The 22,760-nt window shown below is 60.3% G+C and carries 27 protein-coding genes and 2 pseudogenes; 12 read left to right on the top strand and 17 right to left on the bottom strand.

Annotation, left to right across the window (positions count from 1 at the left end; all coding sequences use genetic code 11):
* Positions 1–43: 43 nt before the first annotated feature.
* Complete coding sequence (locus NXT3_RS20080) at positions 44–1,069, bottom strand: alpha/beta fold hydrolase (RefSeq protein WP_104840152.1); 1,026 nt, start codon at positions 1,067–1,069, stop codon at positions 44–46.
* Entirely contained in the window at positions 1,059–2,669 is a 1,611-nt protein-coding gene (locus NXT3_RS20085; RefSeq protein WP_104840153.1) for an RcgA family putative transporter, read from the bottom strand. The genes NXT3_RS20080 and NXT3_RS20085 overlap by 11 nt, the downstream gene beginning before the upstream one ends.
* Before the next feature lie 263 nt (positions 2,670–2,932).
* Here NXT3_RS20085 and NXT3_RS32525 point away from each other — a divergent pair, with 263 nt between their 5' ends.
* The 4 genes from NXT3_RS32525 (at position 2,933) to NXT3_RS20105 (ending at position 5,101) form a co-directional block, all read left to right on the top strand.
* Positions 2,933–3,235 (top strand): hypothetical protein, encoded by a 303-nt coding sequence (locus tag NXT3_RS32525; RefSeq protein WP_104840154.1) that lies wholly within the window; start codon positions 2,933–2,935, stop codon positions 3,233–3,235.
* Positions 3,236–3,615: 380 nt separating this feature from the next.
* Positions 3,616–3,783: a hypothetical protein gene (locus NXT3_RS32075; protein ID WP_199773366.1), complete on the top strand. Its 168-nt coding sequence runs from the start codon at positions 3,616–3,618 to the stop codon at positions 3,781–3,783.
* A gap of 72 nt (positions 3,784–3,855) precedes the next feature.
* Entirely contained in the window at positions 3,856–4,173 is a 318-nt protein-coding gene (locus NXT3_RS20100) for an NUDIX hydrolase (RefSeq protein ID WP_337442173.1), read from the top strand.
* Between the two features lie 742 nt (positions 4,174–4,915).
* Positions 4,916–5,101, top strand: coding sequence for a DUF3606 domain-containing protein (locus NXT3_RS20105; protein WP_104840156.1), 186 nt, complete (start codon positions 4,916–4,918; stop codon positions 5,099–5,101).
* Between the two features lie 374 nt (positions 5,102–5,475).
* Here NXT3_RS20105 and ligD read toward each other — a convergent pair whose 3' ends face one another.
* Together ligD and NXT3_RS33105 are read right to left on the bottom strand one after the other, a co-directional pair.
* Positions 5,476–6,456, bottom strand: coding sequence for a non-homologous end-joining DNA ligase (gene ligD / locus NXT3_RS20110; RefSeq protein ID WP_234828160.1), 981 nt, complete (start codon positions 6,454–6,456; stop codon positions 5,476–5,478).
* 87 nt (positions 6,457–6,543) lie between these two features.
* On the bottom strand, positions 6,544–6,843 hold the full coding sequence (locus NXT3_RS33105; RefSeq protein ID WP_104840332.1) for a hypothetical protein: 300 nt from the start codon (positions 6,841–6,843) through the stop codon (positions 6,544–6,546).
* A 126-nt stretch (positions 6,844–6,969) separates the two neighbouring features.
* Between NXT3_RS33105 and NXT3_RS20120 the strand changes: the two are divergent.
* Positions 6,970–7,359, top strand: a pseudogene (locus NXT3_RS20120) (hypothetical protein); the annotation flags it as partial.
* On the top strand, positions 7,349–7,546 hold the full coding sequence (locus NXT3_RS20125) for a hypothetical protein (RefSeq protein WP_104840158.1): 198 nt from the start codon (positions 7,349–7,351) through the stop codon (positions 7,544–7,546). The pseudogene NXT3_RS20120 and the gene NXT3_RS20125, both read left to right, overlap by 11 nt.
* 387 nt (positions 7,547–7,933) lie before the next feature.
* Here NXT3_RS20125 and NXT3_RS20130 read toward each other — a convergent pair whose 3' ends face one another.
* Positions 7,934–8,257 (bottom strand): sunset domain-containing protein, encoded by a 324-nt coding sequence (locus NXT3_RS20130; protein WP_104840159.1) that lies wholly within the window; start codon positions 8,255–8,257, stop codon positions 7,934–7,936.
* 959 nt (positions 8,258–9,216) lie between these two features.
* Here NXT3_RS20130 and NXT3_RS20135 point away from each other — a divergent pair.
* From NXT3_RS20135 to NXT3_RS32535, 4 genes are read left to right on the top strand one after another with little or no spacing between them, the layout of a single operon-like run.
* Complete coding sequence (locus tag NXT3_RS20135; RefSeq protein ID WP_104840160.1) at positions 9,217–9,672, top strand: DUF3846 domain-containing protein; 456 nt, start codon at positions 9,217–9,219, stop codon at positions 9,670–9,672.
* A complete protein-coding gene (locus NXT3_RS32530) occupies positions 9,672–9,848 on the top strand; it encodes a hypothetical protein (protein ID WP_234828153.1) in 177 nt (58 codons plus the stop codon). Before NXT3_RS20135 ends, NXT3_RS32530 begins: the two co-directional genes overlap by 1 nt.
* A gap of 2 nt (positions 9,849–9,850) precedes the next feature.
* Positions 9,851–10,669 carry a DUF8626 domain-containing protein gene (locus NXT3_RS20140; protein ID WP_234828154.1) on the top strand — a complete coding sequence of 273 codons (819 nt, stop codon included), beginning with the start codon at positions 9,851–9,853 and terminating at the stop codon, positions 10,667–10,669.
* A 35-nt stretch (positions 10,670–10,704) separates the two neighbouring features.
* Entirely contained in the window at positions 10,705–10,962 is a 258-nt protein-coding gene (locus NXT3_RS32535; RefSeq protein WP_234828155.1) for a hypothetical protein, read from the top strand.
* 1,638 nt (positions 10,963–12,600) lie between these two features.
* Here the strand turns inward: NXT3_RS32535 and NXT3_RS31735 are convergent.
* Positions 12,601–12,867 carry a hypothetical protein gene (locus NXT3_RS31735; RefSeq protein ID WP_158665372.1) on the bottom strand — a complete coding sequence of 89 codons (267 nt, stop codon included), beginning with the start codon at positions 12,865–12,867 and terminating at the stop codon, positions 12,601–12,603.
* A 107-nt stretch (positions 12,868–12,974) separates the two neighbouring features.
* Here NXT3_RS31735 and NXT3_RS32960 point away from each other — a divergent pair, with 107 nt between their 5' ends.
* On the top strand, positions 12,975–13,097 hold the full coding sequence (locus NXT3_RS32960) for a hypothetical protein (RefSeq protein ID WP_272939862.1): 123 nt from the start codon (positions 12,975–12,977) through the stop codon (positions 13,095–13,097).
* Between the two features lie 396 nt (positions 13,098–13,493).
* Here the strand turns inward: NXT3_RS32960 and NXT3_RS20155 are convergent, their stop codons facing one another.
* The 6 genes from NXT3_RS20155 to NXT3_RS20180 form a co-directional block, all read right to left on the bottom strand.
* Positions 13,494–13,817, bottom strand: coding sequence for a MurR/RpiR family transcriptional regulator (locus NXT3_RS20155; protein WP_337442174.1), 324 nt, complete (start codon positions 13,815–13,817; stop codon positions 13,494–13,496).
* A complete protein-coding gene (locus tag NXT3_RS20160; protein ID WP_104840161.1) occupies positions 13,817–14,833 on the bottom strand; it encodes a Gfo/Idh/MocA family oxidoreductase in 1,017 nt (338 codons plus the stop codon). Before NXT3_RS20160 ends, NXT3_RS20155 begins: the two co-directional genes overlap by 1 nt.
* Before the next feature lie 27 nt (positions 14,834–14,860).
* Positions 14,861–15,655, bottom strand: a complete 795-nt coding sequence (locus NXT3_RS20165; RefSeq protein ID WP_104840162.1) for a TIM barrel protein — start codon at positions 15,653–15,655, stop codon at positions 14,861–14,863.
* A gap of 80 nt (positions 15,656–15,735) precedes the next feature.
* A complete protein-coding gene (locus NXT3_RS20170; RefSeq protein WP_104840163.1) occupies positions 15,736–16,524 on the bottom strand; it encodes an ATP-binding cassette domain-containing protein in 789 nt (262 codons plus the stop codon).
* On the bottom strand, positions 16,524–17,645 hold the full coding sequence (locus NXT3_RS20175) for an ABC transporter permease (protein ID WP_104840164.1): 1,122 nt from the start codon (positions 17,643–17,645) through the stop codon (positions 16,524–16,526). Before NXT3_RS20175 ends, NXT3_RS20170 begins: the two co-directional genes overlap by 1 nt.
* Before the next feature lie 120 nt (positions 17,646–17,765).
* Positions 17,766–18,716 carry a sugar ABC transporter substrate-binding protein gene (locus NXT3_RS20180; protein ID WP_104840334.1) on the bottom strand — a complete coding sequence of 317 codons (951 nt, stop codon included), beginning with the start codon at positions 18,714–18,716 and terminating at the stop codon, positions 17,766–17,768.
* Between the two features lie 162 nt (positions 18,717–18,878).
* On the opposite strand from NXT3_RS20180, the gene NXT3_RS20185 reads away from it, so the two are divergent.
* Positions 18,879–19,874, top strand: coding sequence for a LacI family DNA-binding transcriptional regulator (locus tag NXT3_RS20185; RefSeq protein WP_104840165.1), 996 nt, complete (start codon positions 18,879–18,881; stop codon positions 19,872–19,874).
* Between the two features lie 154 nt (positions 19,875–20,028).
* On the opposite strand, the pseudogene NXT3_RS20190 reads toward NXT3_RS20185, so the two are convergent.
* From NXT3_RS20190 to NXT3_RS20210, 5 genes and pseudogenes are all read right to left on the bottom strand, one after another.
* Positions 20,029–20,199, bottom strand: a pseudogene (locus NXT3_RS20190) (FAD-dependent oxidoreductase); the annotation flags it as partial.
* 8 nt (positions 20,200–20,207) lie between these two features.
* Complete coding sequence (locus NXT3_RS20195; protein ID WP_104840166.1) at positions 20,208–20,558, bottom strand: RidA family protein; 351 nt, start codon at positions 20,556–20,558, stop codon at positions 20,208–20,210.
* Positions 20,559–20,580: 22 nt separating this feature from the next.
* Positions 20,581–21,249: an amino acid ABC transporter permease gene (locus NXT3_RS20200; protein WP_104840167.1), complete on the bottom strand. Its 669-nt coding sequence runs from the start codon at positions 21,247–21,249 to the stop codon at positions 20,581–20,583.
* A gap of 8 nt (positions 21,250–21,257) precedes the next feature.
* Positions 21,258–21,920, bottom strand: a complete 663-nt coding sequence (locus tag NXT3_RS20205; RefSeq protein WP_104840168.1) for an amino acid ABC transporter permease — start codon at positions 21,918–21,920, stop codon at positions 21,258–21,260.
* 4 nt (positions 21,921–21,924) lie between these two features.
* Positions 21,925–22,698, bottom strand: a complete 774-nt coding sequence (locus tag NXT3_RS20210) for an amino acid ABC transporter ATP-binding protein (protein WP_085025836.1) — start codon at positions 22,696–22,698, stop codon at positions 21,925–21,927.
* Between the last annotated feature and the right edge of the window lie 62 nt (positions 22,699–22,760).

The raw sequence follows: 22,760 nt of genomic DNA on the forward strand, positions 1-22,760 counted from the left end.
AATGTAGGCCAGTTTGCTGGTAAGCTGGCGGCCGGCGCCAAGCTCATATTCGCCGGGCCGACTTGTCAGCGCGCGACAAAAACCGCTTCAAGCTCAAACCCGCCATTAGAATGTAAGGCGGCAAGGCGAGCGAATAGTGACCGCAGTTCAGTTCCAAAACATTCGGCCTGCCTCCGGCGTCCTTCAGCTTCTGAATGAGGCGTCTCGATGGGTCGGGCAACACCACCTTGTCCCTCGTAGCCAACACGACGTGAAGTTCGAGACCAGGCCGTGCCAGATTATGCGCGTAATTCTCCAAGTTGAGCGGACCCCATGCCCTTCGGAGATCGGTGAGCTCAATTACAGGCTCAAGGCTATCGCGTATCGATCGGGACGCGCGCCCCGTCCAAACCATGTCTGCGAGACTTCCCGCCGTCAAAAATAACGAGGCCTTCGATACGGCCGGATCATGCGCAGCGATCAATCCCGCAACCCAGGAGCCAAGGCTCATGCCGAGAACCGAGACCTCTCGATAGCCTTCGCTCTTCAGCCAGCGGATGAGCTTTCGCCCATCCCATACGGCCTGCCTTACCGACTGGATCGTGCGGCCGAGATTCGAACTAAGCATATAATCGGCGTACAGCGAGCCGGGACGGCTGCGCTCGAAGTGATAAGGCATAGCAATCTCGACAACCGTGATCCCACGCTGCGAGAAGAACTTGGCAATCTGTCGATTTCGGGAGCTGGCATTCCAGTGATGAAAAATCACCAATGCCTGATCGAGCGAGCCGCTCTCGGTGAGTTTTGCCCAAACGACGTTGTTCTCTTCGACGTCAGTAGAAATGTCCGATGGAAATCTGAGCCACCCATTGTGCCTTTTAAAGCCCTGACCGCTCCCGCTCGGCTCATCGTAAAAGCTTGAATCAGACAGGGCCTGGTCCGCAAGGACACAGAACTGGTCGATAGTTTCTATCCTCTTCTCGCCCGGAAAGGCCCGGCCGGCGTCGAGGATGAAATCCGTTACTTTCTTCGCTTCCTCACCGCGCCGCGCCCGCCGCTCGTCCCAACGATCAAGCCAATTATGATACACTCTGGTTGCTTCCTAACTCGCTTGCTCGCCATCGCCCAAACTCTGGATCAAAGAGGCCGTATGTCGCGAGCAGCACTCCAACGCCGAGGAGGATCGAAAAGCCCTCAAAGGCATCGATCAACAAGTAGCTGACAAAGAGCAACCCTACGACTGCAGACATCCTCCATAGAGGCGCGCGAAACCGCTTTCCGACACCCAAGCGAATGGAACCGTACAGGAAAACGAGACAGGTCGAAATGGCTACCAGGAGGCTGCTGTAATGCGTTGGCATTCTATAGCTGAAGCTATTGCCGCCGTCGTGGCGCTCATACAGGGCCCAAGACATATCGTGGGCTATCCAGGTCACGATATCTCCTCCGTTCGAGCTCAGGTAAGAGCTTTGGACCTTCATGCATATGGCGACCAGAACACCCAGGACAGTACACCGGAAAATTCCCCGCATCACCCTAAGGCCGATTTCACCGCCCTCGCACCGATGTTCCACCGGTCGCATCGTTGATGCCTCTTCAATGCTCCAGAGATCATGGACGATCGTATGAAGCAGAATGAGGCCCGCGAAAAAAAGATAAAAGCAGAGACACATGTAGAGATATGCGAGCGCCGTAAAAACAATCGAAACTGGCACTGATATGACGTCAGGTTGCACAATCGCTAACGTGCCCCAACTGGTCGCGTAGTCGTCACCGCCTTCTAGCAGCGGGATCAAACACACGCCGATCCACTGAAAAAGGCCCGCGAACAAGATGCAGATCAAGAAAACCGCCCAGTATGTGTACGAATAAGCTTGAACGTTGCGCGTCCATGCATCGTCGCTTTCCAAGCGGTCGCCCTGCGCTACCAGCCTAAAGCGCGCGTCATGTTTCCAGAAGACCAGCAGCTCTATCACGAACGCGAAAAATAGCGGCAAGAGCACCATGAAGAGGAACGTCCAGTTCGGTGCCCATAGAAAACCGACCTGCTTAACGACACCATCTGCCCGGCTATAAGTGGCACTGTGTATCCCCACGATATACGATAAAAACCCAAGGGCGGAGGCACCCGCGAATATCGACGCGGGTAAATTCAGGGGAGATCCATGGCTGAAAAGCGCTTCCGATCTTCTCGCTAAGCTGAAACCCTGTCTTCGCCGGGTGGCATCAATGCCTTGTGGCACATCGCCCGCAGGCTGCGTCTGATCAACGACCGTCACAGGCGGCGGCATATCTGGAACCCGCAGCGCCGTGCTGCTACCCGCCTTCTTCGAATCTCGCCTCTTGGCGGTTAGCCGTGATTGCGCCGCGCTGAGCTCCATCTGCCATTCGCTGGTCGCTTCCGGATCGTCGCACCCAAAGATCCGCGCCAGCCAACGAATGTTGGACGGGCTAATCCCCTTTTCGTTCTCTTGAAACCAGAGCTGCACCGTCCGCAAATCGACCCCGATCCGGTTGGAGTCGATCTGTGAAATCGCCTCGGCCAGAAGCTCCGGCGTCCATGGGCCTCGCGGAAACCCGTCACTGCCTAATGGCCGGCCTGCTCCCGCAGCGGCTAACTGTTTGAACAGTTCCTTGAAATCGCTCCCGTCCTTTGGCGGTGCGAAAAAAATCTTTCCGTTCTTTTCCAACGGCTTATTGGCCCAAATTTCGTTTCGTTTCGTATCCTATCGTGCCTTCAGCCTCAATCAATGGTGTTAACGCCCGCAATGCAACTTGATTGGTGAGGCATTCCGCCATGCTACTGTTGTCGTCATCCAGTTCTCGTTCGTCCCGTGGTCCCGGCTCCATTTCTCCACGCCCGAGCACGGCCTTGAGTGCGTCAGCGCCGGAGCGTGAGGCGGGTCAAAATGAAAAGAGTGGGGCGGAAACTGCAGTTGCCCTTTGCGACTTGATGGATCAGCATATCGCTGCGCTACGGTCGACCGCGGATGCCGTTCGTGCGTGGGATGAACGCAGGGCAGCCACCGAGGTTACGAACGTAGCCTATGCAAACGGACTTTTAGGCGTTGCGAGGGATGAAGAAGCCGGCCGGCTAGCGATCGTCAATTACAGGCCGCGCGGCGATCGGGAATCGACGCTGAAGCTGGCTTATATGGCGGCTTACCTGATCGCGACACGTGGCACCCTGAACCCCAATGAGATGAATGCCGTCTTGGAAGCCCCTCACGATCGACCAAGCACATCGGGTTCCTGAGTCTCCTTCATGCTGGTTCCACAATAAGACCACACTGCTGTCGATTATGTCGGCGGCGGTGTCCATATCGGACATTGCGTCGAATTCGCCAGTCGAGCGTGAGCTTGCCGGAACTCTCGGTGGCAAAGGCCCGCTTCCGATCGGCCCACGGCTAATCAGCGCGTGAGCAGGCTGGCGATCAATATGCCTGCTGCTGATGGTTGCGAATTGATGGCGATTGAACGGCAGCTCCGCCGGTTCATTTTGGGCGATGAATTTGCTATAAGGGCAGCCTGTCCGAACACGTACGTGTGCCCCGTCAAGAGGCAGGCCAGCCGGAGCGGTCGGGGGCGACTAACAATATTAGGGGTATCTAATTGCATCTGTGGTACACTTCCAGCATGCGCGACTTGCTGCTCTATATCGTTGTGCTGGGCTGCCTCGTGGCGGTCGATTGGATCGCAACCGAGGGGAAGTACAGCCGTGCGGTTTGGCGAGCAGCGAGCGAGCATGCCCACTACGTGCGCTATCAGGTGGGATATTTGGTCGATGACAACGCCAAGCTTTAGGCCTGGTCCAATTCATCAGAGGGCTTGCCGCCCGTTTGCCTCTATCAAAGGGCGCACTAAATCTCTCTCGACATGACAGAGAAAGAAAAGACGCAATCGACGAACGAGTACACACTGCGCCAACAAGTGGCCGCCCTGCCGTTTCGCATTTCAGAATCCAAATCCATCGAAATCCTCCTGATCACGTCGCGCGATACCGGCCGGTTCATCATTCCGAAGGGTTGGCGAAAGAAGGGGCAGAAGAAGTCTGACTCCGCTGCCAGGGAAGCTTACGAAGAGGCGGGCCTCGTCGGCAAGTTGGGGCGAAAGCGATGTATCTTTCAGCCAGCGGCGCCCGTGGTACCAGCCGCTGATGGTCACAGTGTGCGCCTCAATTGCGGCGTTGCATAGATCGGAAGGCGCGAACAAAAAAGGCCGGGTTAACTCCGACCTTCCAGTCGCGCATGATGGCGGATTAGCTCGGCTCGGGTCAGCTCAAGTTCTTCGGCAACAGCAGGCGCCGATTCAACCTCATCTTCGAAGATCGTTTGATCCCCAACGCGCTACAACCGAGAGCTTGAAGGTAGCATCGAGGGAAGCCGCCGAAAGGGCTAGTACACGTTCCTTTGACGTTACACGGATGAGGTGTAACATACAAGTCAGTAGCACTTGATCACGGTAACGGGTTTCGTCTCCGAGCTATACCGCGCCGCCAATGAGGTCCATCACCTCACGCCGTTGGCGGCGCGCCGGCGTTGGTGCGCGCCGTGGCGGTGATCCGCCGAGAGGAGCGGCGGTGCTCAGCCAACTGGGGATTCAGAAAAGCGGCGATCGAAGCATGCATCAAGGAAGGCAGTTGGTTTGCCGCGGAACGCCACTGAACGTCTCCAGGATTGTACGCGCCAGAACCCCTCGCCTGGTTAGAGCGGGTAATAGTGCGAGCGCGAGAGAGCTTGGCTCGCTTCGAACCGCCTCCACGATTTCCAGACGATCGATCTTACAGCCCTGCTGGGGCACAGAATGCCCCTTCCAGCGCACCTCGAGCCGGCCTACCGCAGTCAGCGGGACGTTGTGAGATCATTCCCGGCCGCGGGTCTGGAACTTACGCCGGGCGACGCCGTTTCTGACGCGTCCACAAAGAAGGAGGACGCAGATGCCGGACAGCAAGAAATCCGTCGGCCGCGACCGCGGACGGGTCGCCGCAGAACAACCGTATGAGCTCAGTTATTTCAAACGCAAGCACAAGCTGACGGAAGAGCAGGCGCGCAAGATTATAAAGGATGCGGGGAACTCCCGCGAAAAGGCTAACGCCCTGGCCGAGAAGGTTAAGAAGGCCTGACCGCTCCTCGACGCCAAGAGCGAGAGAGAGCCGGGATCGGCGCTCCAGCAGTCCCCCGAATCTTCGGCCATAGGCCATTCGATGAGCTTCGGCTCAGTCGAAGGGAGGTAGAGGATCGATCGCTCGCGAGCGGCCGGATGGCCAGTGAACGGGACAGCTCGCACTCGTAAAGAGGAATTACTCGGCCCGCGATGTGGTATTATAATACCACATCGCATAAGACTTATTATGGAACCCTAAATGCATGGATAAAGGTTCTGAACGCTAAACCTTTGCAACCCCGGCCAGAGGCAGGCCAAACGTGCCGTCATGCTGCTGACCGCTCCTGCTGGTCTGCGTCAGGGCACCGAACGAGGCAGACAACCCTGCGCGGACTAGCTGTCGGAAAGATCAAACACCGTGGCATCATCCGCGCGTTCTCTGATCCCCTTGAATGCGGCATGCCGCAGCTTCCATTCATCCGTCCAGGCGCGATATTCGACCTCGGCCACAAGCACTGGCTCGACAAAGACGGCTCCCTTCCTCTTCAGGTTCACCGCCGGCGAATCCGCCTGGATTGCGTCGAGCAGCTCGCGCAGCTTGGCCGATTCCGCATACGTCCAGCCGGTTCCGCAGCCGCCGACATAGACAAGCTCGCCTGTTCTCCTCGCCGCCAGCAGAAGCCGGCCGATTGCGCCAGGCACGGTCGACGGCTCGAAGCCGACGATCACGAAGCTGTCTCGCCGCTTGCAGGTGATCTTGAGCCAGTCGAGGCGGCGGCCGGAGCGGTACGGGCGCTCACGGTGTTTCGCGACAATGCCTTCGATCCCGTGAGCGCAGGCGACGCGCAGGAACTCATCACCGGCCGCGGGCACCTCCTCCGAGAGGCGAATTGCGCCTCGCCGGTCGACGGGCAAGACCTGCTCCAGCAGGCGCCGCCGTTCGCGTTGGGGCAGACGGCGCAGGTCAGAACCATCGAGATATAGGAGATCGAAAACAAAGAGGATAATTTCGCCGGGTTCGTGGGAGGCCGGTCGCCGGCCAAGCGCCCGCTGCAGCATGCCAAAGTCCGATCGGCCGCTGTCGTCGAGCACGACAGCCTCGCCGTCAAGGATGGCCGTTTCCACACCAAGCAACTGCGCTTCCGCAGCGATCGCGGGGAAGCGCGTCGTCCAGTCGTAGCCGCCGCGCGTGATGATCCGCAGCCGGCCCGGCTCAATATGGACGGCAAGCCGGTAGCCGTCCCATTTCACCTCAAATGCCCACTCAGGCCCGATAGGAGGCTTATCGATGAGCGTGGCCAAACACGGATCGACGCGCCCCGGGATAGGATCCGGCGGCGGCGTTAAGGATTTTTTCGAGGACGCTCTTGGAATATTTGCTGTTTTCGCCATGTGCCGCGCTTCAAGCAGCGTCGCTGTAACGGCGTCGCTTTGTTTCTTGCGAACCGGCCGCCGCTAATCTCAACCTACGCGAGGACAGCCGGGACGATTAGCGAAGTACACGGTCATAAAGCGTCCCCGTCGTATCCCCTCGACAGCAATCTCGCGGCGCGTGATAGATTGGATCTCGGGGTCACGAACTCCGAGGCTGTAAGCACGACGAATTGCCTGGCGTTCGCTACAGCCGCGATAGCGCCGATAATCGTCGTCATCATCATACCTTCGCTCGCGAAGCTCCGGTCCGCCCGGTCCGATATACAGGTCCAGGGACTGCGCTGAGGGGAAGGACGGCGTGACCGTCCATGTACTGATTGCAATCATGCCTATTGCAAGTGACTTGCCAACGGACCTTTTCATTGTCTCCTCCACTATTTCAGTGAAGCCTAATTTGCGTTCAACGAAAATCAGGGCAAACGGGTTCCCCAATCGGGCGGCGACTGACGCAAGGAAAGGCGTGGCTTCGCCGGCCTAAATCAATACCGTCGTCCGGTCGAGGTCCGCGGCGTGCAGGAGGTCGCTGCCATCATTGCCGACTCCTTTCTAGCGTTCGCCATCTTCGACATTGAGTCTGTGTTGCGCTCTCCGGCAATCACGCCTTTCGTTACGCAGACGCTTTACTCGATCCCGATCGAACTTCGCCGGGCCTCATGCGGTCAGGATCGCTCGACAGCAGAAAGCGCCCGCAACAAAATGGCTCACATGATCTCAGTTGCGTTGCTGCGAAGATATCACTTCGAGCAATTGAAGCACGCCGGGAGCTCTTGCCATTCAAACTGGCAGCAAGCGTTCGAAGAGCAATTCGGCAGTCGCCGAGGAGGCAAACCCGATGAGCGATGAACAAGGGGCGAAGCCGCATTATGAGGCCGGCCCGTACGTCCACTACTGCGAGCACCCCGACTGCCACAAGTGGGGCAGCTTCGGCTTTGCGGTCGGTAAGGCCGCGCCGAATTGGTTCTGCTTCGAGCATCGGCCTGGCCGGATTGACGGCGGCGTTGTCGCGGACGATACGTCAGCGCACGAATGAAGGGGCTCACACGACGATGACAGACGAGGAGCGCGAGGCCGCCGAGAACCTGCGCCGGATATTCGATGACGGTTCGCCAAGTCGCGTATCGGAGTTGTGGAATTGCAGGTAATCGAAATACGAATGAGCGAGGGACCGACGCTGGTGCCGCAGGTGAGCGCTATGGCCCGCCTATAGCGTTCTTCCGAGAAGATCATCGACCCTTAGGACCTGGTCCGAGGGGGGCCGGCAAAGTCCTATCCCAATTGCTGAACCAATCGCCGAGAGCAAAATGAGGTTGCAAGCGCTGACGGCCTCCGCGAGACCCCTGCCGTTGGCGGAGGTCCCAGAGCAGCCCGAAAATTGCACTTGCTCTGGGACCTAACCCCATTAACGGCTGGGGATGTGTTAGCGGTACGACTTTCGCCAGCCCGCAGCCCAAGCCTCAAACTCCGAACAAAACAAGCGCTCGCCGTATCTCGGGCTGACCTTCGTCTGCGAATAGTAGCGTTGCCCAGGCACGTGAAAAATTCGCTCGCCGGTATCGATGCTGATGTTGCCTTTGATATTGCACGATGCGCCGGCGCCACCGAAGCCATTCCAGGCTGCGAAGAGATCACTCAGGGTCATGCCGCCTGCGGCACCAACGGCAAGGGCGCCGATCACCACCCCCGGAGCTGTGAGGAGCAGCGAGCGCTTCTGCGAATTGTGATGGCCGTCGTGATAGCGCATGTTCCGCTCTCCAAGGTTGCGGAGATCGTAAACTGGTGGGAGCGTTGGCGGAAAGTCGGCCAAAAGAGTTAGACCAGGCGGCCGAACCTCATGCACAGGCGACTGTAACAACCAGCCGGAGCGCTCGAGAAAATGATCGTCGAATGAGCAAAGGCGCCGCGCCCTAACTCGGCACAGGCCATAAGCTGACCCACCTCTGCTTACAGAAGAAATGGGTTGCAACGGGTGCTAGAATCTCCTCCGGCGTAGCGCCGAGAACCTCGCAAAGACCCGCCGATTGCAACCGAGATTCAAATCCATTGCTCCAGTGATGTTGTGTCCTTGGGCCCCTCAAAACGTCTTGGATGGTATCACATTGGCCTGGCGCGACCCCGCTCTATGCCTTCGGCACGAAGCCCGCAAAAAAGCGTTCTTCGCCCGAGGGGGTATCGATCGGTCGCGCAGCGGCATGCTCCGCCGCCGTGCCGACTTCACTGCACCAAATTGGCTACAAAGCCCGTTTACATGCCGGCGTGAAGTCAGCATATTGCCAACCGGCAACGACAATCGAGAGTTGGTCGTGGCAAGTCGCTAGCCCTTCTTGTCATGCTCCACGGGGCCGTCCTGATCTACGAGCCAGGGCGGCCCTTCTCGTATCTGAGATGGCGGCCGCCAGACGGCCGGCTTTGCCTTCCTGAAGGAGGGAAAGAGGGCGCTGCCCTCTCTCCCTCACAAGGGAAAAAACGGTCTCCCCGTCCTTCCTCCCCTCGCCTCCGCTCGCTCCGTGCAGGAGCGACGAATCCGCATGCGCGGATTTTGCGTCGCCCCTTCGGCTTTGGCCTCGGGCGGGCGAACCCCCTCCGTTTTGTTCCCTTGCCTCCCTCTCTCCCGCTGCTCCGCGCGAGCTCGGGGAGCAGGAGCGGGGCTCCTGCCCCTCGGGCAAGAGCTAGACCTCTTCGCGGAAAGGAAAGGGCTAGAAAATGGTAAGAGCAAACACCGCTTATGTGCTGGACCCGGAAACCACGATTTTTAAGCCGGTAGAGCTTCAGGTCGATCTGGGCATCCAGCCGCTTTACGCGATTATCGGCTGCCGCCTGCTGGAGGTCGTGCGGTTCGACGAGCGGCACACGCTTTTCGTCGACGAAGAAGGTCTGCAGGACGGATTGACCGCCTTCACGATCTTTGAAGGCTTCCCGCCGCCGATCGCAGGCAAGATCGTGCTTGTCGGAGGCGATGGCAGCACGCCCTACACGTCCCCCCTCACCAGCCTTGAGGATGCGGCCAAGCATTTCAAATGCTGCCGTCCGGCCCTGGACCCGGTTTTCGCAAAGGCAGACGAGGTTTCGCCGGGCGGTATCATCATCGCCGGTGCGCTCGCAGGTTTGCAATGCCGCATCGAGCGCCGGGCCCCTACCCTTGTCGAGGGAGTGGCATGATGAAGATCGCGGCCCTCGAAAACAACATCCTCGCCATCGTCGCAGGAACCTTCGCCGCAACCATTGCGGCGGAGGACATCGAGCCGCAGTTTCATGCGCTCACCCACTTTCCGGACCGGCGCGCAAGGTCAGAGCTTGGAGACCTGGCCGAGCGGCTGAATCAGTTTGGCGCCTAGTCGTGGCTCTTTGGAACAAGGCTTGCGAGCCGATTCCGGAGGCTGAAATCGAAGCCTTCGCCCGCCGCCACGTCGATCTGACGCGGCGCTATTGGGCGGCGGAAGGCCGCTGCATGAATTGGTTTATCACCGGCCCTGCCCGCTTCCCTGTCGCCCGCAAGGAAAGGCGTATGAAGATATCCGACGCCCGCCGCGCCGATCTGAAGGCGCACGAAGTGACGGCCCGAAAGGCAGCGAAGCGGAAGGCGTTCCCGCACGGCACAGACGATGAGCCGATCCGTTCCGGCGATCCGGCCGCCTTGCAGCGGATCATGACGCGCATCGAGGAGACCGCTCTTTCCATCGACCGGATGAAGGCCGCGAACGCGATCATCCGGCGCATGGAGAAAGACCTTGCGACGGAAGAGGACATGATTGCCGCCGTTGCGGTGAACACCGGCCTTTCCCCCGAAGCCGCAGCCAGAGGCATCAAACTAGCGCCGTGGCAGTCCCGACGCGGGTTCAGCACAACCAACAGCCGCGCCGAACTCCGCCGCCTGCAGCAACGCCTTGCGGCGCTTGCGAGGATGAAGGAACGCGGCAATCAAAGCCAGGAGGTCAAGACGAGCGCCGGCGCCGTCGAGATCAAGGAGAACGCCGACATCGCGCGGATCCAGTTGATCTTTTCCGGCAAGCCGGACGACCCGACGCGGCGCGTGCTGAAGGCGAACGGCTTCCGCTGGTCGCCCTCGCAAGGTGCTTGGCAACGGCACTTGAACGAGTCCGGACGCTACGCCGCCCAGCGCGTGTTGAAGACGATCAGCGGCGCCGACGCCGCGTGATCACTCGCTCAGATCCCGAGAAAAGGACAGTTCCGATGGTCGACACGATCTATTCCGCAATGGAGTTTTACGGCAAGGGCGACCCATATTTCGGCGGCACTGCCGCCGATTGGGCGCTGTATAAGACCGAGGATGGCGGGCATGCTTTCATCAGCGCCGCCGACGCGCAGCGCCGGAAACTGGTCATGGCCTATTTTCCGACCGAAGCCGAGGCAGAGAAGGCCGGAACCGCAGCGAGCACCCGGAAGGGCTCGATTTCTGCCGATCCCATCAAACCCGACTCGAAGTCCTGACCGCACAGATTTCGTGGATTGTTGGCAACAAGCATGTCGGCGAGGAGGACGGCGAGCTCGCCGAGGACTTCGCCGACAGGGCGAAAAGGGCGGGCGCGGCCGATCCGGACTTGATCGCGCAAATCGTCGCCTTCGCGCTTGCTTGCCACCGCCCCAATCAGGCGTTGATCGTGCGTTTCCGGCTTTAGGAAACGTGCAAAACGCTTTACGACTACAACCGAAGATAGGCCGTGCTGTTCCCTGCGCGGCCCGGAGAGGCGATCAAGAGGAGCAGGCACTTGAGCCGACACACCGTGCAAATCACCAACGGCACTGAAACGGACGAGCAGGGCACGATAGGCTATGATCCGCCCTCGCGGACGTTCTTTCTTCAGGCGGTTCCCGACCCGGAAACCGACGAATGCGCCCTTTGGCTGGGCGCGCGTTCATTGAGGAATACCCGACTTTGGAATCCATCATCGGGGCGGCCCGCGCACAAGGTTACGAGGTGCGCGGCATGACGCAGAAAATAATGCTGGCAATGCTCAAGGAGCGGGACCGAGGCACCCGCCGAGCATTGGTGAACAACTCGGCATAGTTCCGTAAGAAGGACGACAGCAGTTTCGAGGGCGGAAGCAGCAGCGCCGAGCCAGCGGCGCGTTCGGGGAGGATGGGCCACCCCGACCGAGGCGACGGCCTCGCCCTCGAACCGGAGGTGCTGCATGTGGTTCCTACCACTTAGCATCACCCTAGACGTGAAAAGGACCCGGACCACCTGGCAAGTGCGGATCCGAGTCCAATTCTGGCTCTAGGAAACGGAGGCGGGCCGCAAGGCTCGTCCCCACTCCGGAAATCAATATAGGCGATTTTCTTCCCAACTTCAAAGCGCTCCGGCCGCCCAAGCCCGCATCGAGCGGGCCAGGAACGGAACGAGGGGCGCCCCTTTCGCCCCTCCCCTCGTGCTCCCCTCCCATCCACGGTCCGCACGGCTAACTTCGCCTTGTTGTCGTTGTCGGCCATTGAGAACTGGAGCCCTGCCCTGCCCTGCCCGCTGCAGCAAGACCGCGACCGAGATCCGGCCTGACGGCCGGATGGCAACTTGCCGCTTGACGACGAAGGCGGCGGCCGGAGCTACGAAGGCCGCGCTTGTCGGCATCTCCTTAGTGGCTGTTCGAAATCTAATGCTGCGCACGATACGCGCCACGCCCAGCCTTGGCCTGCAACCCTAAAGGTTCTCCTCTCCGCTTCGCTCCGTTGCGACCGCTTCGCGGTGCACTCGGCGGTGCCTGCCGTATTCGAGCTTCGCGATTACGCACTACCACTAATGAGGGTCCACCTCATGAAAACGCTCGTAACCTTCTGCCAGAAAACCGGCCGCCGCCTTCGCCTCTACCTCAATCGTCAAGTCGCCAACCTGTCCCATAAGGGCCAGTTGAAGATCCGGTCGCGGTCTCCCTTCCGCTCATCGCCAAGCTCGAGGTCAGCTACCAGTGCGATTTCAACGCCAAAGCCGACAACGACAACAAGCCGAAGTGAGGGGCTGCGCCCTGTCTGGAGGGCGCGGCTTTCCGCTGTGGTCCGCGTGCCGCCGCAAATCTCCTCCGGAGATATTGCGTCCTCATGCTTGAAATCACAGATTGAATGGGTGAGCACGGGACATCAACCACCAAGGGAAAACTTCGTGACAACCCAAGAGGCGCAGAGGATGACAACATTTTCCGAGTTGCCCGCGATGGCGGCAACTCGGTTCAGCAGGCTCAGGAGGACATGGCGCTGATCGCCCGGGGCGAGGAAGCCGAACTCACGTGGCGCCGGCTTCGCGTTCTCCTTGATCACGGCCTGGTCGAGATCAACACTCCTCCTGGGTGGACCGCTTGCAGGAAGTCGAACATCCATCTTGTGGACGGACGAGGGCATGCGGTTCATGGGACAGGTCAGCTAAGGCACGAGGATTGAGCATGTCGCGAACAGAAACGTCGGCACCATACAGGATCGTTTCATCCAATGTGCTGTTATCCCGAGAAGACTCGGAATTGATCGCCAATACCGGCGTTGACGCCATCGCCGCCGTGCGGGACGGGCTTCAAGTAGAATTCGACCGCCCGGTAAAGATCGAGGTCAATGAGGTTTTTGACGCCGACGCCCATAGCCTTTAGGGCTGGCGGCCGCGTTTTCCAGCCGCGCCGGCCCCGGTGGGCCGGCATAGCGGCCGGAACGACCGCCAAGAAGCGGAGCAGGCGGAGGAAACCCGCGCCCTCAATTGCGCCGTAGGGTTTCCGGAGACAACCTCCTGCGGCTGCCCTTTTAGCCGATCAAGCGGCGCGAACTGGCTTCGGCCGCGCCCGGCGTTCGCCTGGTATGCTCATTGTCGCATTAGTGGGGAACGGCGCTCTGCCCCTCCTTCCTCGCGAAACCCTGGTTTCGACCCAAGGCTGTCATTCGCCGATAGCGCCCGCAATTTCCGGTGCTGACCCCAGAGCGGTCGCTGACCGTTACCCGCGTGTCGACGAGACAAAGTGGCCGCCGCAGAGGCCGCGGCCGACCGGAGCCAATCAAAAACAACCGCCGGACTCGGAGTTGGCAGTTCTCCTTAGATGCTGTTGAAAGAACAACTTGAAATCCCGGAAACTGTCGAAGCCGAGGGCGGTAGCTAGACGTGTGACTGTGGTGGGAGAGACAGAGCACGCGGTAGCGATCGAACGGGCGCTGCCGAAGGCGACAACATCTGGTCGTGCGAGCGCCAGACGAGCGACCTGCTCGAGCTGCTTCGGAATTTTAAGGGCCCTTGAAGCCAAGATGCCCTTAAGCTCCGTGACGTCAGCCGGAGGTTTTGTCGCCTCGCTCATCTCCACGACCGCCTTTATGTCTCGCCCCATTATATCAGCGCGACGGCTGCCTTCTTTGAGACGGACTCAATGCAGGCAAGCGCGATGTTCAGCGCATTGCGCGCATCGATGCCGGTCGGTCCTTCGGGGATCTCGCCGCGACGAACCGCGGTTACGAAGGACGCGAGCTGCGCTGTGTAACCGTGGACGAAATGGTCAGTATCACGACGCCAGGTTTCGCTCGACACGCCGTTCTTGTCGAACAAGGTCATGCTTGAACGACGCGCGTCACCCATGGTCACCATGCCGCCGGAGCCGAAGACCTCGCCACGGATGTCGTAGCCGTAGAGTGCCGAGAAGTTTGCCTCTGCGACGGCAACGGATCCATTGTCGAACCGGATGGTGACAACAGCGGTGTCCAGGAAGCCCTTGTCCCTGAAGTCGGGACGGACGAGAGCATCGGCTACAGCATAGACCTCCACTGGGCGCGCTCCGACGTTGAGCCACAGCAGCGTGTCGAAGTCGTGGATAAGCGTCTCGTAAAAGATGGTCCAAGGCGGAATGCGGTCGGGATCAGCGCCGAAAGGACCGGGATCGCGTGTGAGCGAGCGCAGGAGCTGGGGCGTTCCGGCTTTGCCGGCGTCGATCGCGGCACGCCCCTCCGCGAAGGCCTGATCCCAGCGTCGGTTGAAGCCGACCTGAAGAGGAACGCCGGCCGAGCGTGCCGCCGCAATCGCCCGGTCTGCATCCTCCAAGGTCAGCGCCATCGGCTTCTCGCAAAAGATCGCCTTGCCGGCTTCGGCGGCCTGCACGAGGATGTTCGTATGAAACCGCGCCGGCGTAGCGATGATCACGGCATCGAGGTCCGGGTGGGCAAGGAGATCCGCGACATCGGTGTAGGAGCTTTCGACGCCGAGCTTGGCGGCGAGACCGGCCGCAGCCCCTGGAGCGGGATCGGCGATGGCGACGAGCTCGGCGTCGACGAGGCGGCGTGCGACGGTCTCGCCGTGAAAGGAACCGATGCGGCCGGCGCCGATGAGACCGACATTGACGGGTTTGGTGGGCATTGATTTGATCCTGTCAGGGTTGAAAAGTCAGATGGTAAATGCGGTGCGGAACGCTTCGAGCGCCGCTTCGGGGTCGCCAGCGGCCCATGCTTCCATGCCGATCGGGCCGGAATAGCCCATGGCATTCAGCGCCTTGGCGATGCCACTCCAGTTGACCTCGCCGGTGCCGGGTTCACAACGGCCGGGTACGTCGGCCACCTGGATCTCGCCGATCCAAGGCAGGCACTTGCGGCAGAGTTCGATCAGGTTCCCCTCGCCAATCTGGGCATGGTAGAGATCGAGATTGAGACGGAGGCGCGGATGATTGACGCTTGAGACCAGCGCCAGCGTATCTTCGGCGCGGCCGAAGGGCACGCCGGGGTGGTCGACCGGCAGGTTGAGGTTCTCGAGCGTGAAGATGGCCCCTTCTTCTTCCGCCATATCCACGACACGGCAGAGCGTGTCGCGCGCCTTCAGCCACATCGCGCCGGTGACGATCTCGATCGGCTGGACAGGTAGGCCTCTGTCGCCCAAGCCTGTGCCGTGCAGGTTCAGCCGCTGAACACCGAGCCGCTTTCCAACCTGCGCGGTCTCGCGTGCCGTCCTGAGGAGTTCTGCCGCACCGTCGTCGTCCGTCAGACGGCCCGTCAGATAACCGTTCATGATCGTGAAGGTCGCGCCAGTCGCTTCCAGCTTTTTGAGATCGTGCTCCGGCCAGTTCCAGAGACCAACGCCGAAACCCATTTCCTTCAGGCGCGCGGCGCGCCACTCGATCGGCCTGTCGCGCCAGATCATTTCCGCACAGGCTGCGAGTGGGAAGGGAGAAATCTTCTGAGCTGTCATTTGACGGTCCGTATTTGGATGTGCCAACGGGGGCGCGGCACGAAACGCGCCGCACCGACATGCATGCGAGCAGGTTTCGATCAGATCGTTCCGCCGAGTTCTTCCGACAATGACTGCAGCTCCTTGCCGCCGGCCATCAGGTTCTGCAGTTCGTCAATGCCGATCTCGTTCTTGGCATAGGTCCCAAGCGTCTTGCCGCGGTTGAGCACCGTGAAGCGGTTGCCAACGGCATAGGCGTGGCGAACGTTGTGGGTGATGAAGATCACGCCGAGGCCCTTGGCTCGGACTTGGTTGATGTACTTCAGCACCATCGACGTCTGGGCGACGCCCAGCGCCGATGTCGGTTCGTCGAGGATCAGCACCTTGGCGCCGAAATAAACTGCGCGGGCGATCGCCACGCATTGCCGTTCGCCGCCCGAAAGCGTGCCGACCGCCTGCTGTGGGTCACGCACATCGATGCCGATCCTGAACATCTCGTCGCGCGTGACGTGGTCGGCCTCATCCATGTTCATGCGCTTGAAGGGGCCGAAGCCGGTCAGGGGTTCCCGTCCCATGAAGAAGTTGCGGGTCACCGACATCAGCGGGATCATCGCAAGGTCCTGATAGACCGTGGCAATGCCGGCATCGAGGGCGTCGCGCGGGCCGGAAAACACGCGGGGCTGGCCCTCGACCAGGAAATCACCCGAAGTCGGTTTGTGCACGCCTGCAAGCGTGTTGATCAGGGTCGATTTGCCCGCACCATTGTCGCCGAGCAGGCATAGAACCTCGTTGCGGTAGACGCTCATGGACACGCCGTTGAGGGCAATGACGGAGCCGAAATGCTTGACGAGGTTCCTGACCTCGACGAGGGGCGTCTGAGATGTGCTCATCAGCGTTCTCCCGTGACGCGTTTGCGGATGACGTTGTTGAAGACGACGGCGGTCAGCAGCATGCCGCCGAGGAAAACGAGGTACCAATCCTGGTCGATCGACGTGTAGGTCAGCCCAATCAGCACCATGCCGAAGACGATCGATCCGAAGAACGCCCCGATCGCGGAGCCGTACCCGCCGGTCAGCAGGCAGCCGCCGATAACAGCCGCGATAATCGCCTCGAACTCTTTCTGAAAGCCGCGGCGGGCGTCCGTCGAGCCGGCGTCGAGCACGGTGAGGATGGCGACCAGCGTGGCGCAAAGGGCGGTGACGACGAAGAGCGTGGTCTTGACCCTCGCTACCGGCACGCCCGACTTGCGCGCTGCACGCGGATCGCCACCGGATGCGAAAATCCAGTTGCCGAAACGCGTTCGGAGCAGGATCCAGGTGGCAAGGAGCGCGATGGCGATGAACCACAGAATCTCGACCGGAATGCCGGGCACCCTCGGTGCGCCGTTCGGGAAGGTGTCGATAATGCCGGCTTCAGCAAGCCAGGTGAACAGTCCGGGGAAGGCGTCTCCGGAGAACAGGGGGGCAAGCGGGCTACCAGCCGCTGCTTCCTTCATGCCGCGAAGCTGGGTCGCGCCGCCGCTTGCCCATTTCAGGCCGACCAGCGTCAGGCCGCGCAGGATGAAGAGGAAGGCAAGCGTCACGATGAAGGACGGAAGGCCGGTGCGCATGGTGAGCTGCGCATTGGTGACGCCGATGAAAACCGCACATGCGAGCGCCACGAGGATGGCGACGCTGAGAGGCATCTGCCAAACGACCAGCGCCGTGCCGAAGACGAGACCGGCAAAGGCGACCATCGAGCCGATCGAAAGGTCGAATTCGCCGCCAATCATCAAGAGGGCTGCGCCGATGGCGAGAATGCCGAGTTGCGCAGCCGGGGCCATGAAGTTCATCACACCCGCCAACGTAAACATGGCGGGGTTGGCGGTGAGGAGGAAGAAGATAGTGACGAGCACCAGACCGGCGACAGCGCCGAGTTCAGGACGCCGTAGAATTGCGGTCAATGTCGAAACCTTCTTCAGCCGCTCATCGGGTCTGGCTACAGACCCGTTTTGTTCGTTGGCTAGTGTCATGGTTCGTTCCTAAAATCTCGGTCGTTGTCCGTGCGCGCCTGCGAAACGCAGTCTCGCGTCGACGGAATGCGCGGGCGACAGGGGCAACCCCCGTCCGGGACGGGGGCTGCCGGGCTCCGCTTAGCGGATGCCCTGGGAGGATTTCTCGATCACCTGCGCCGCGGTCTCGGAGGTCACCAAGCTAGGACCAGACGCCACGTTGCCGGCCGGGATGGTGCCGTAGCGCGCATTGAGCGCCAGGAACGTCACGGGCAGGTAGCCCTGCAGATAGGGCTGCTGGTCGACGGCGAAGAGCGCCTTGCCATCCGCGACCGCCTGCAGGAAGCCGGACGAGAGGTCGAAGGAGGCAACCTTCACCTTGTCGCCCACCCCCATCTTCTCGACGACGGTCACTGCCCGCTCGCCGACAAGCGGAGCCGAAAGACCAAGCACGGCATCCACAGACGTGTCGGACGTCAAGGCCGCCTGGATCTTCGCCTCGATTTCGGCCGGATCGGATGTCGTCGGCAGCACTGTCACCTTGCCGCCTTCGAAACCCTGCTCCGTTCCCGCGCAGCGCTGGTCAAGCGCGGCGTTGCCGACCTCCTGGTTCACGCAGAGCACGTGCTTGAGGCCAAGCGATTTCAGTTTCTCGCCGACCTTGCGACCGGCGGTCATTTCATCCTGGCCGACATGCAGCTTGATGCCGAGTTTTTCCGCGGCGGAGATGCCGGAGTTCATGGATATGACCGGAATGCCGGCGGCGACGGCTTTTTCGATTGCCGGGCCAAGCGCATCCGGGTCGGGATTGGAGATGACGATCCCGGCGGGGTTCTGATTGACGGCGGCTTCAATGAGCTGCCCCATCGCTACCATGTCGAAGGTTTCGGGGGCACGATAGTCGATGTTAACGTTGCTATCCTTGCCCGCCTGCGTGATGCCGTTCTTCACGATCGACCAGAACGGATCGGACGCCTGCCCGTGCGTCACAGCGATGATGGTGGGCTCCTGCGCGCTCGCGACAGCGGCGCCAGTGATCATGATTCCCAAGGCGGCAGCGCCGAGGGTGAGTCTCTTCCAAACAGATTTCATCATTTCCTCCCAAAGCCCCTTCTCCTCCGGGGCGGCCAAAAATCTCCTTTGCTACCGGGTGCAATCGTTCGTGCTACCGGTAGCAAACAGGTGCATCCTAGCGAGAGATGAGATAAAATCAAGCATTCATTTCGGCGGATCAAAAAATGGAACGTTCATTTCATGCGTAAGCGGGCAACGGCAAAGGAAGTCGCCGAGGCGGCGGGAGTCTCCAAGTGGACCGTGATCCGCGCCTTCACGCCCGGGGCGTCGATCACAGCGGAAAGCAAGCGCAGAGTCCTCGAAGCAGCCGAGGCACTCAACTACTCGCCCAATTTGCTGGCGCGCAGCCTGGCAACGAACCTCACCCACCAGATCGCGGTCTTCGTCGACGACTTCGCCAATCCGCACAAGCTCCCCTTTCTCGAGGTGCTCACGGAGCGGCTGCAGGCCGAAGGGTTGGTCGCCGTTCTCATCAACATCAATCGCCATTTCGACCATGTGCATGCGCTGCTAAATGCCGACCAGAGGCAGGTCGACGCGATTATCCTGTTCGGCACGGCCTTCCGAGACGAGACGCTCAGGGACAGGCGCTTGGGACCCGGGCTGCCGCCAATGTTCGTGCTCGCGCGGGACAGCCAGATCGAGGGAGTCCCCGCCGTGGCCTGCGACGCTGAACGCGCGCTGCACGAGATCGTCGATTACCTTCACGAAAAGGGGTATCGCCGTCCCGGTTTCATGGGCGGGGCGAAGACGCTGTCGACCGCACTCGGTCGACGTCGGCACTTCATCGATTGCTGGCGTGGAAAAGGCGTGGCCGATGTCGTCGAGCTTGCCGCGGAGAGATACAGCGCCGAGGAAGGTGCGGACGCCGTGCGCAAATATCTGGAACGTACTGCCGCCGCGGAGAGGATCGATGTTCTCATGTGCGAGAACGACATTCTTGCCTTGGGCGCAATGGACGTTGTCCGGAGCGAGTTTGGCCTACGAGTGCCTGAGGACGTGGCTGTCGTGGGTTTCGACAATCTGGACCTTGGCGCTTCTGCGGCCTACGACCTGACGACCTACGAACAGCCCAAGATCGAGATGATGAAGGCGATCGTTGAGATGATCATGGGACAGCGGGAGGCCGAGACTGTGATGTTGCCCGGCAAGCTAATCGTGCGAGGCTCCGCATAAGAGGTGCATCAACCTATGTTCGGCGAGACGCGAGTGGTCGAACGTGAGCGCCTTCGGTTTCATTGAGGTGATCTGGCTTTCGTCGAGATAGACGGAGTTGCAAATGATGACCTGGTCACCAGGCTGGCAGGTTCGCGCGCGCTCATACGAGCGCTAATGGCATCCAGGTACCGCCAAATGGCGAGCAGTCGCCCGCGTTCGCGAAGCTGGTCTCCAGCGCGGGACCGGAATGTCGATCCACCACAATAACCTCGTGTCCCGCCTTTCCCACTTTATGGGCTGATGTCGTGCCGACGACGCCGGCACCTAGCACGATGACTTTCATGGGATACGTTATCCCTGGGTCTGCGCTGCCGTGATGAGGATCTCGACCTTGAGGCCCGGCCGACCAACCCGGACCTCGCCGGATGCGCGTGCGGGTGCGTGTCCGGACGGCATCCACTCCTCCCAGATCTCGTTCACAGCAGCGAAGTCGCGCATATCGTCGAGCCAGATTTCGGCGCGGAGTATGTGCTCTCGAGAGGAATTCGCCTCACCGAGCAGCGCATCGATCTTGGCAAGGGTGTCGCGCGTCTGCTTGGCGACTTCGTCTCCTGGCTCGCCCACCTGCCCCGCAAGGAAGACGAAGTTCTGGAAAGATACGATCTGGCTCATGCGAGCGTTGGTGAGGCTGCGCGTGATCATATGAGTGTGTCCTGTATGTGTTTCAGGTTGCGAGACGGCTCAGCACCCGTGTCTCCGCAAGTGAAACGAGGCGGGTGAGCAGGAAGCCGACGATGAAGTAAAGAATCCCCACAACGGTGAGAACCTCGATGGGACGCGCGGTCGAGTTCGCGATGTTCTGACCGATGTACATCAGCTCCACCGTGCCCACGGCCGAGGCGAGCGAACTCTCCTTGAACAGTGCAACGGTGTTCGACAGCAGATTCGGGATTGCCCGCATCACCATCAGCGGAACAACGACATCCAGAAGACGCGACTTGCTGGTCAGGCCGAGAGCGGTGCAGGCGTCGTACTGTTCAGGAGGAATTGACTTCAAGGCGGAGCGAAATGACTCGCAGGTCGCTGCTCCCATGAACAATGTGAGTGCAAGGGTCGACGAGACGAAGTTGCCGATCTCCAGGCCTGTGATGACCGGCAAGCAGAAGAAGATCCAGAACAGCAGGATCAGAACGGGGACGCCGCGTATGAGCTCGACATACATTCGGACGGCAGCGCGAACGAATGGGTTCGAGGAGCGCGACATCAACGCCAGCACAAGTCCGAGCAGCGCGCCCGATACGATGCAGATCGCGGTGAACTGAAGCGTGAGGCTCAACCCCATGAGAAGGGTCTGCCAGTACTTCGCGACGAACGTTATATCAAAACTGGCCATGATCCGTCCTACCGATAAAGTTCGTTGCGTCGCTCGATGAACCCGGCGATTTGACCGAAAGTCACCGATATCACGAGGTAGATGATCGCGACGCTCGTGTACGCTTCGATCGGGCGATAGGTCTGTGTCGAAAGGAGCTTGCCCTGGTACATTAGATCCGCCACGCCAACGAGGGCGACCAAGGCGCTCTGCTGAAATGCACCTATAGCATTCGTGACAAGCACGGGCATGGCGTTGCGGGCAGCCTGGGGCAAGATGACATGCAGCGCCGTTACTCGCCTGCCGAGTCCAAGCGCGATCGCCGCGTCATGGTGTGCAGGCGGAATTCCCTGGATACTGGCCCGGTAGGCCTCGGCGTTGAACGCAGTCAGGTTCAGTCCGAGGATCAGCAGGCCCAAAAACTCGCCTGACCAATAGACATTAAAGAGTATCGGGACGCAGAAGAAGAACCAGACGATCTGCAGCAGAATTGGCGTACAGCGGAAGACCTCGACATAGGCCGTGTAGAGCCAGCGCAGCGCCCTGACATGGGAAACTCCGACCAACGCCAGAAAGAACCCGCAGGTGAGTCCGATGATGTTCGACCAGAACGTCAGGTACAAGGTGACCCAGAGGCCGTCGAGCAGCTGGCGTCCGGACGAGAGCGCGAAGTAGAAGTCGAGGTCTTGCATGGCACTACCTTGCGTGAAGCACGTTTTCGGTGAAGTCTCGCGTTCTTTGGTTCTTCGGGTTCTGGAAGAATTCCTGGGGCGTGGCATCCTCCTGGATCACGCCGTCCGCGCAGAAGATGACCCTGGTTGCCACCCTTCTTGCAAACCACATGTCATGGGTCACGATCATCATCGGCAGACCATTCTCTGCCAGCTCGATGATCATCTGCTCGACTTCGGAGACGAGCTCCGGGTCGAGCGCCGACGTGACTTCGTCGAAGAGCATGAGCTTGGGATCAAGCATCAGTGCTCGGGCAATGGCCACTCGCTGCTTCTGGCCGCCCGAAAGACGGTTAGGATATTCGTTCGCCTTTGCGGACAGCCCGAAACGGTGGAGCAGTGCGCGGGCGCGCTCGGTTGCCACCGATTTCGAGACGCCGCGGCTCTTTACCGGAGCGAGCGTGAGGTTCTGCAGCACCGATAGATGCGGAAACAGCGTATAGGTCTGAAAGACCATTCCGATCGAGGAGCGGATGGACGTGTCGATCGCGGTTCGCTTCTCGAAAGCTTCGCGCTTGACATAAGGCTTTCCTTCAAGGCTGATACTGCCGGAGTCGATCTGCTCGAGACCCATCACGCAGCGGAGCAACGTGCTCTTTCCACCTCCACTCGGGCCGATGACGACAACCCTGTCCTTGTTATCCATCGATAGTGAAAGGCCCTTGATGACCTGCACCTGCCCCTGCCCGTAGCTCTTATGGAGGTCACGGACTTCGATAAAACTCTGCCGATTATTCATTTCGGTATCCATCGCAGTGGCGGCTGCCGAAGTCGCCGCGAGTCCATTCCAAGTGTTGCTTC

The sequence above is a fragment of the Sinorhizobium fredii genome (genome assembly GCF_002944405.1).
GTDB lineage: Bacteria > Pseudomonadota > Alphaproteobacteria > Rhizobiales > Rhizobiaceae > Sinorhizobium > Sinorhizobium fredii_C.

Coding starts and splice junctions, on each gene's coding strand:
- NXT3_RS33105 (WP_104840332.1), bottom strand. CDS start 6,843: ATGATTGCAATCAGTACATGGACGGTCACGCCGTCCTTCCCCTCAGCG.
- NXT3_RS20175 (WP_104840164.1), bottom strand. CDS start 17,645: ATGACACTAGCCAACGAACAAAACGGGTCTGTAGCCAGACCCGATGAG.
- NXT3_RS20200 (WP_104840167.1), bottom strand. CDS start 21,249: ATGGCCAGTTTTGATATAACGTTCGTCGCGAAGTACTGGCAGACCCTT.
- NXT3_RS32075 (WP_199773366.1), top strand. CDS start 3,616: ATGCGCGACTTGCTGCTCTATATCGTTGTGCTGGGCTGCCTCGTGGCG.
- NXT3_RS32525 (WP_104840154.1), top strand. CDS start 2,933: ATGGATCAGCATATCGCTGCGCTACGGTCGACCGCGGATGCCGTTCGT.
- NXT3_RS20130 (WP_104840159.1), bottom strand. CDS start 8,257: ATGCGCTATCACGACGGCCATCACAATTCGCAGAAGCGCTCGCTGCTC.
- NXT3_RS20195 (WP_104840166.1), bottom strand. CDS start 20,558: ATGATCACGCGCAGCCTCACCAACGCTCGCATGAGCCAGATCGTATCT.
- NXT3_RS31735 (WP_158665372.1), bottom strand. CDS start 12,867: ATGAACCGCATGCCCTCGTCCGTCCACAAGATGGATGTTCGACTTCCT.
- NXT3_RS20170 (WP_104840163.1), bottom strand. CDS start 16,524: ATGAGCACATCTCAGACGCCCCTCGTCGAGGTCAGGAACCTCGTCAAG.
- NXT3_RS20205 (WP_104840168.1), bottom strand. CDS start 21,920: ATGCAAGACCTCGACTTCTACTTCGCGCTCTCGTCCGGACGCCAGCTG.
- NXT3_RS20135 (WP_104840160.1), top strand. CDS start 9,217: ATGGTAAGAGCAAACACCGCTTATGTGCTGGACCCGGAAACCACGATT.
- NXT3_RS20165 (WP_104840162.1), bottom strand. CDS start 15,655: ATGACAGCTCAGAAGATTTCTCCCTTCCCACTCGCAGCCTGTGCGGAA.
- NXT3_RS32530 (WP_234828153.1), top strand. CDS start 9,672: ATGAAGATCGCGGCCCTCGAAAACAACATCCTCGCCATCGTCGCAGGA.
- NXT3_RS20125 (WP_104840158.1), top strand. CDS start 7,349: ATGAGCGATGAACAAGGGGCGAAGCCGCATTATGAGGCCGGCCCGTAC.
- NXT3_RS20180 (WP_104840334.1), bottom strand. CDS start 18,716: ATGAAATCTGTTTGGAAGAGACTCACCCTCGGCGCTGCCGCCTTGGGA.
- NXT3_RS20210 (WP_085025836.1), bottom strand. CDS start 22,698: ATGAATAATCGGCAGAGTTTTATCGAAGTCCGTGACCTCCATAAGAGC.
- NXT3_RS20185 (WP_104840165.1), top strand. CDS start 18,879: ATGCGTAAGCGGGCAACGGCAAAGGAAGTCGCCGAGGCGGCGGGAGTC.
- NXT3_RS20155 (WP_337442174.1), bottom strand. CDS start 13,817: ATGGGGCGAGACATAAAGGCGGTCGTGGAGATGAGCGAGGCGACAAAA.
- NXT3_RS20100 (WP_337442173.1), top strand. CDS start 3,856: ATGACAGAGAAAGAAAAGACGCAATCGACGAACGAGTACACACTGCGC.
- NXT3_RS20160 (WP_104840161.1), bottom strand. CDS start 14,833: ATGCCCACCAAACCCGTCAATGTCGGTCTCATCGGCGCCGGCCGCATC.
- NXT3_RS32535 (WP_234828155.1), top strand. CDS start 10,705: ATGGTCGACACGATCTATTCCGCAATGGAGTTTTACGGCAAGGGCGAC.
- NXT3_RS20105 (WP_104840156.1), top strand. CDS start 4,916: ATGCCGGACAGCAAGAAATCCGTCGGCCGCGACCGCGGACGGGTCGCC.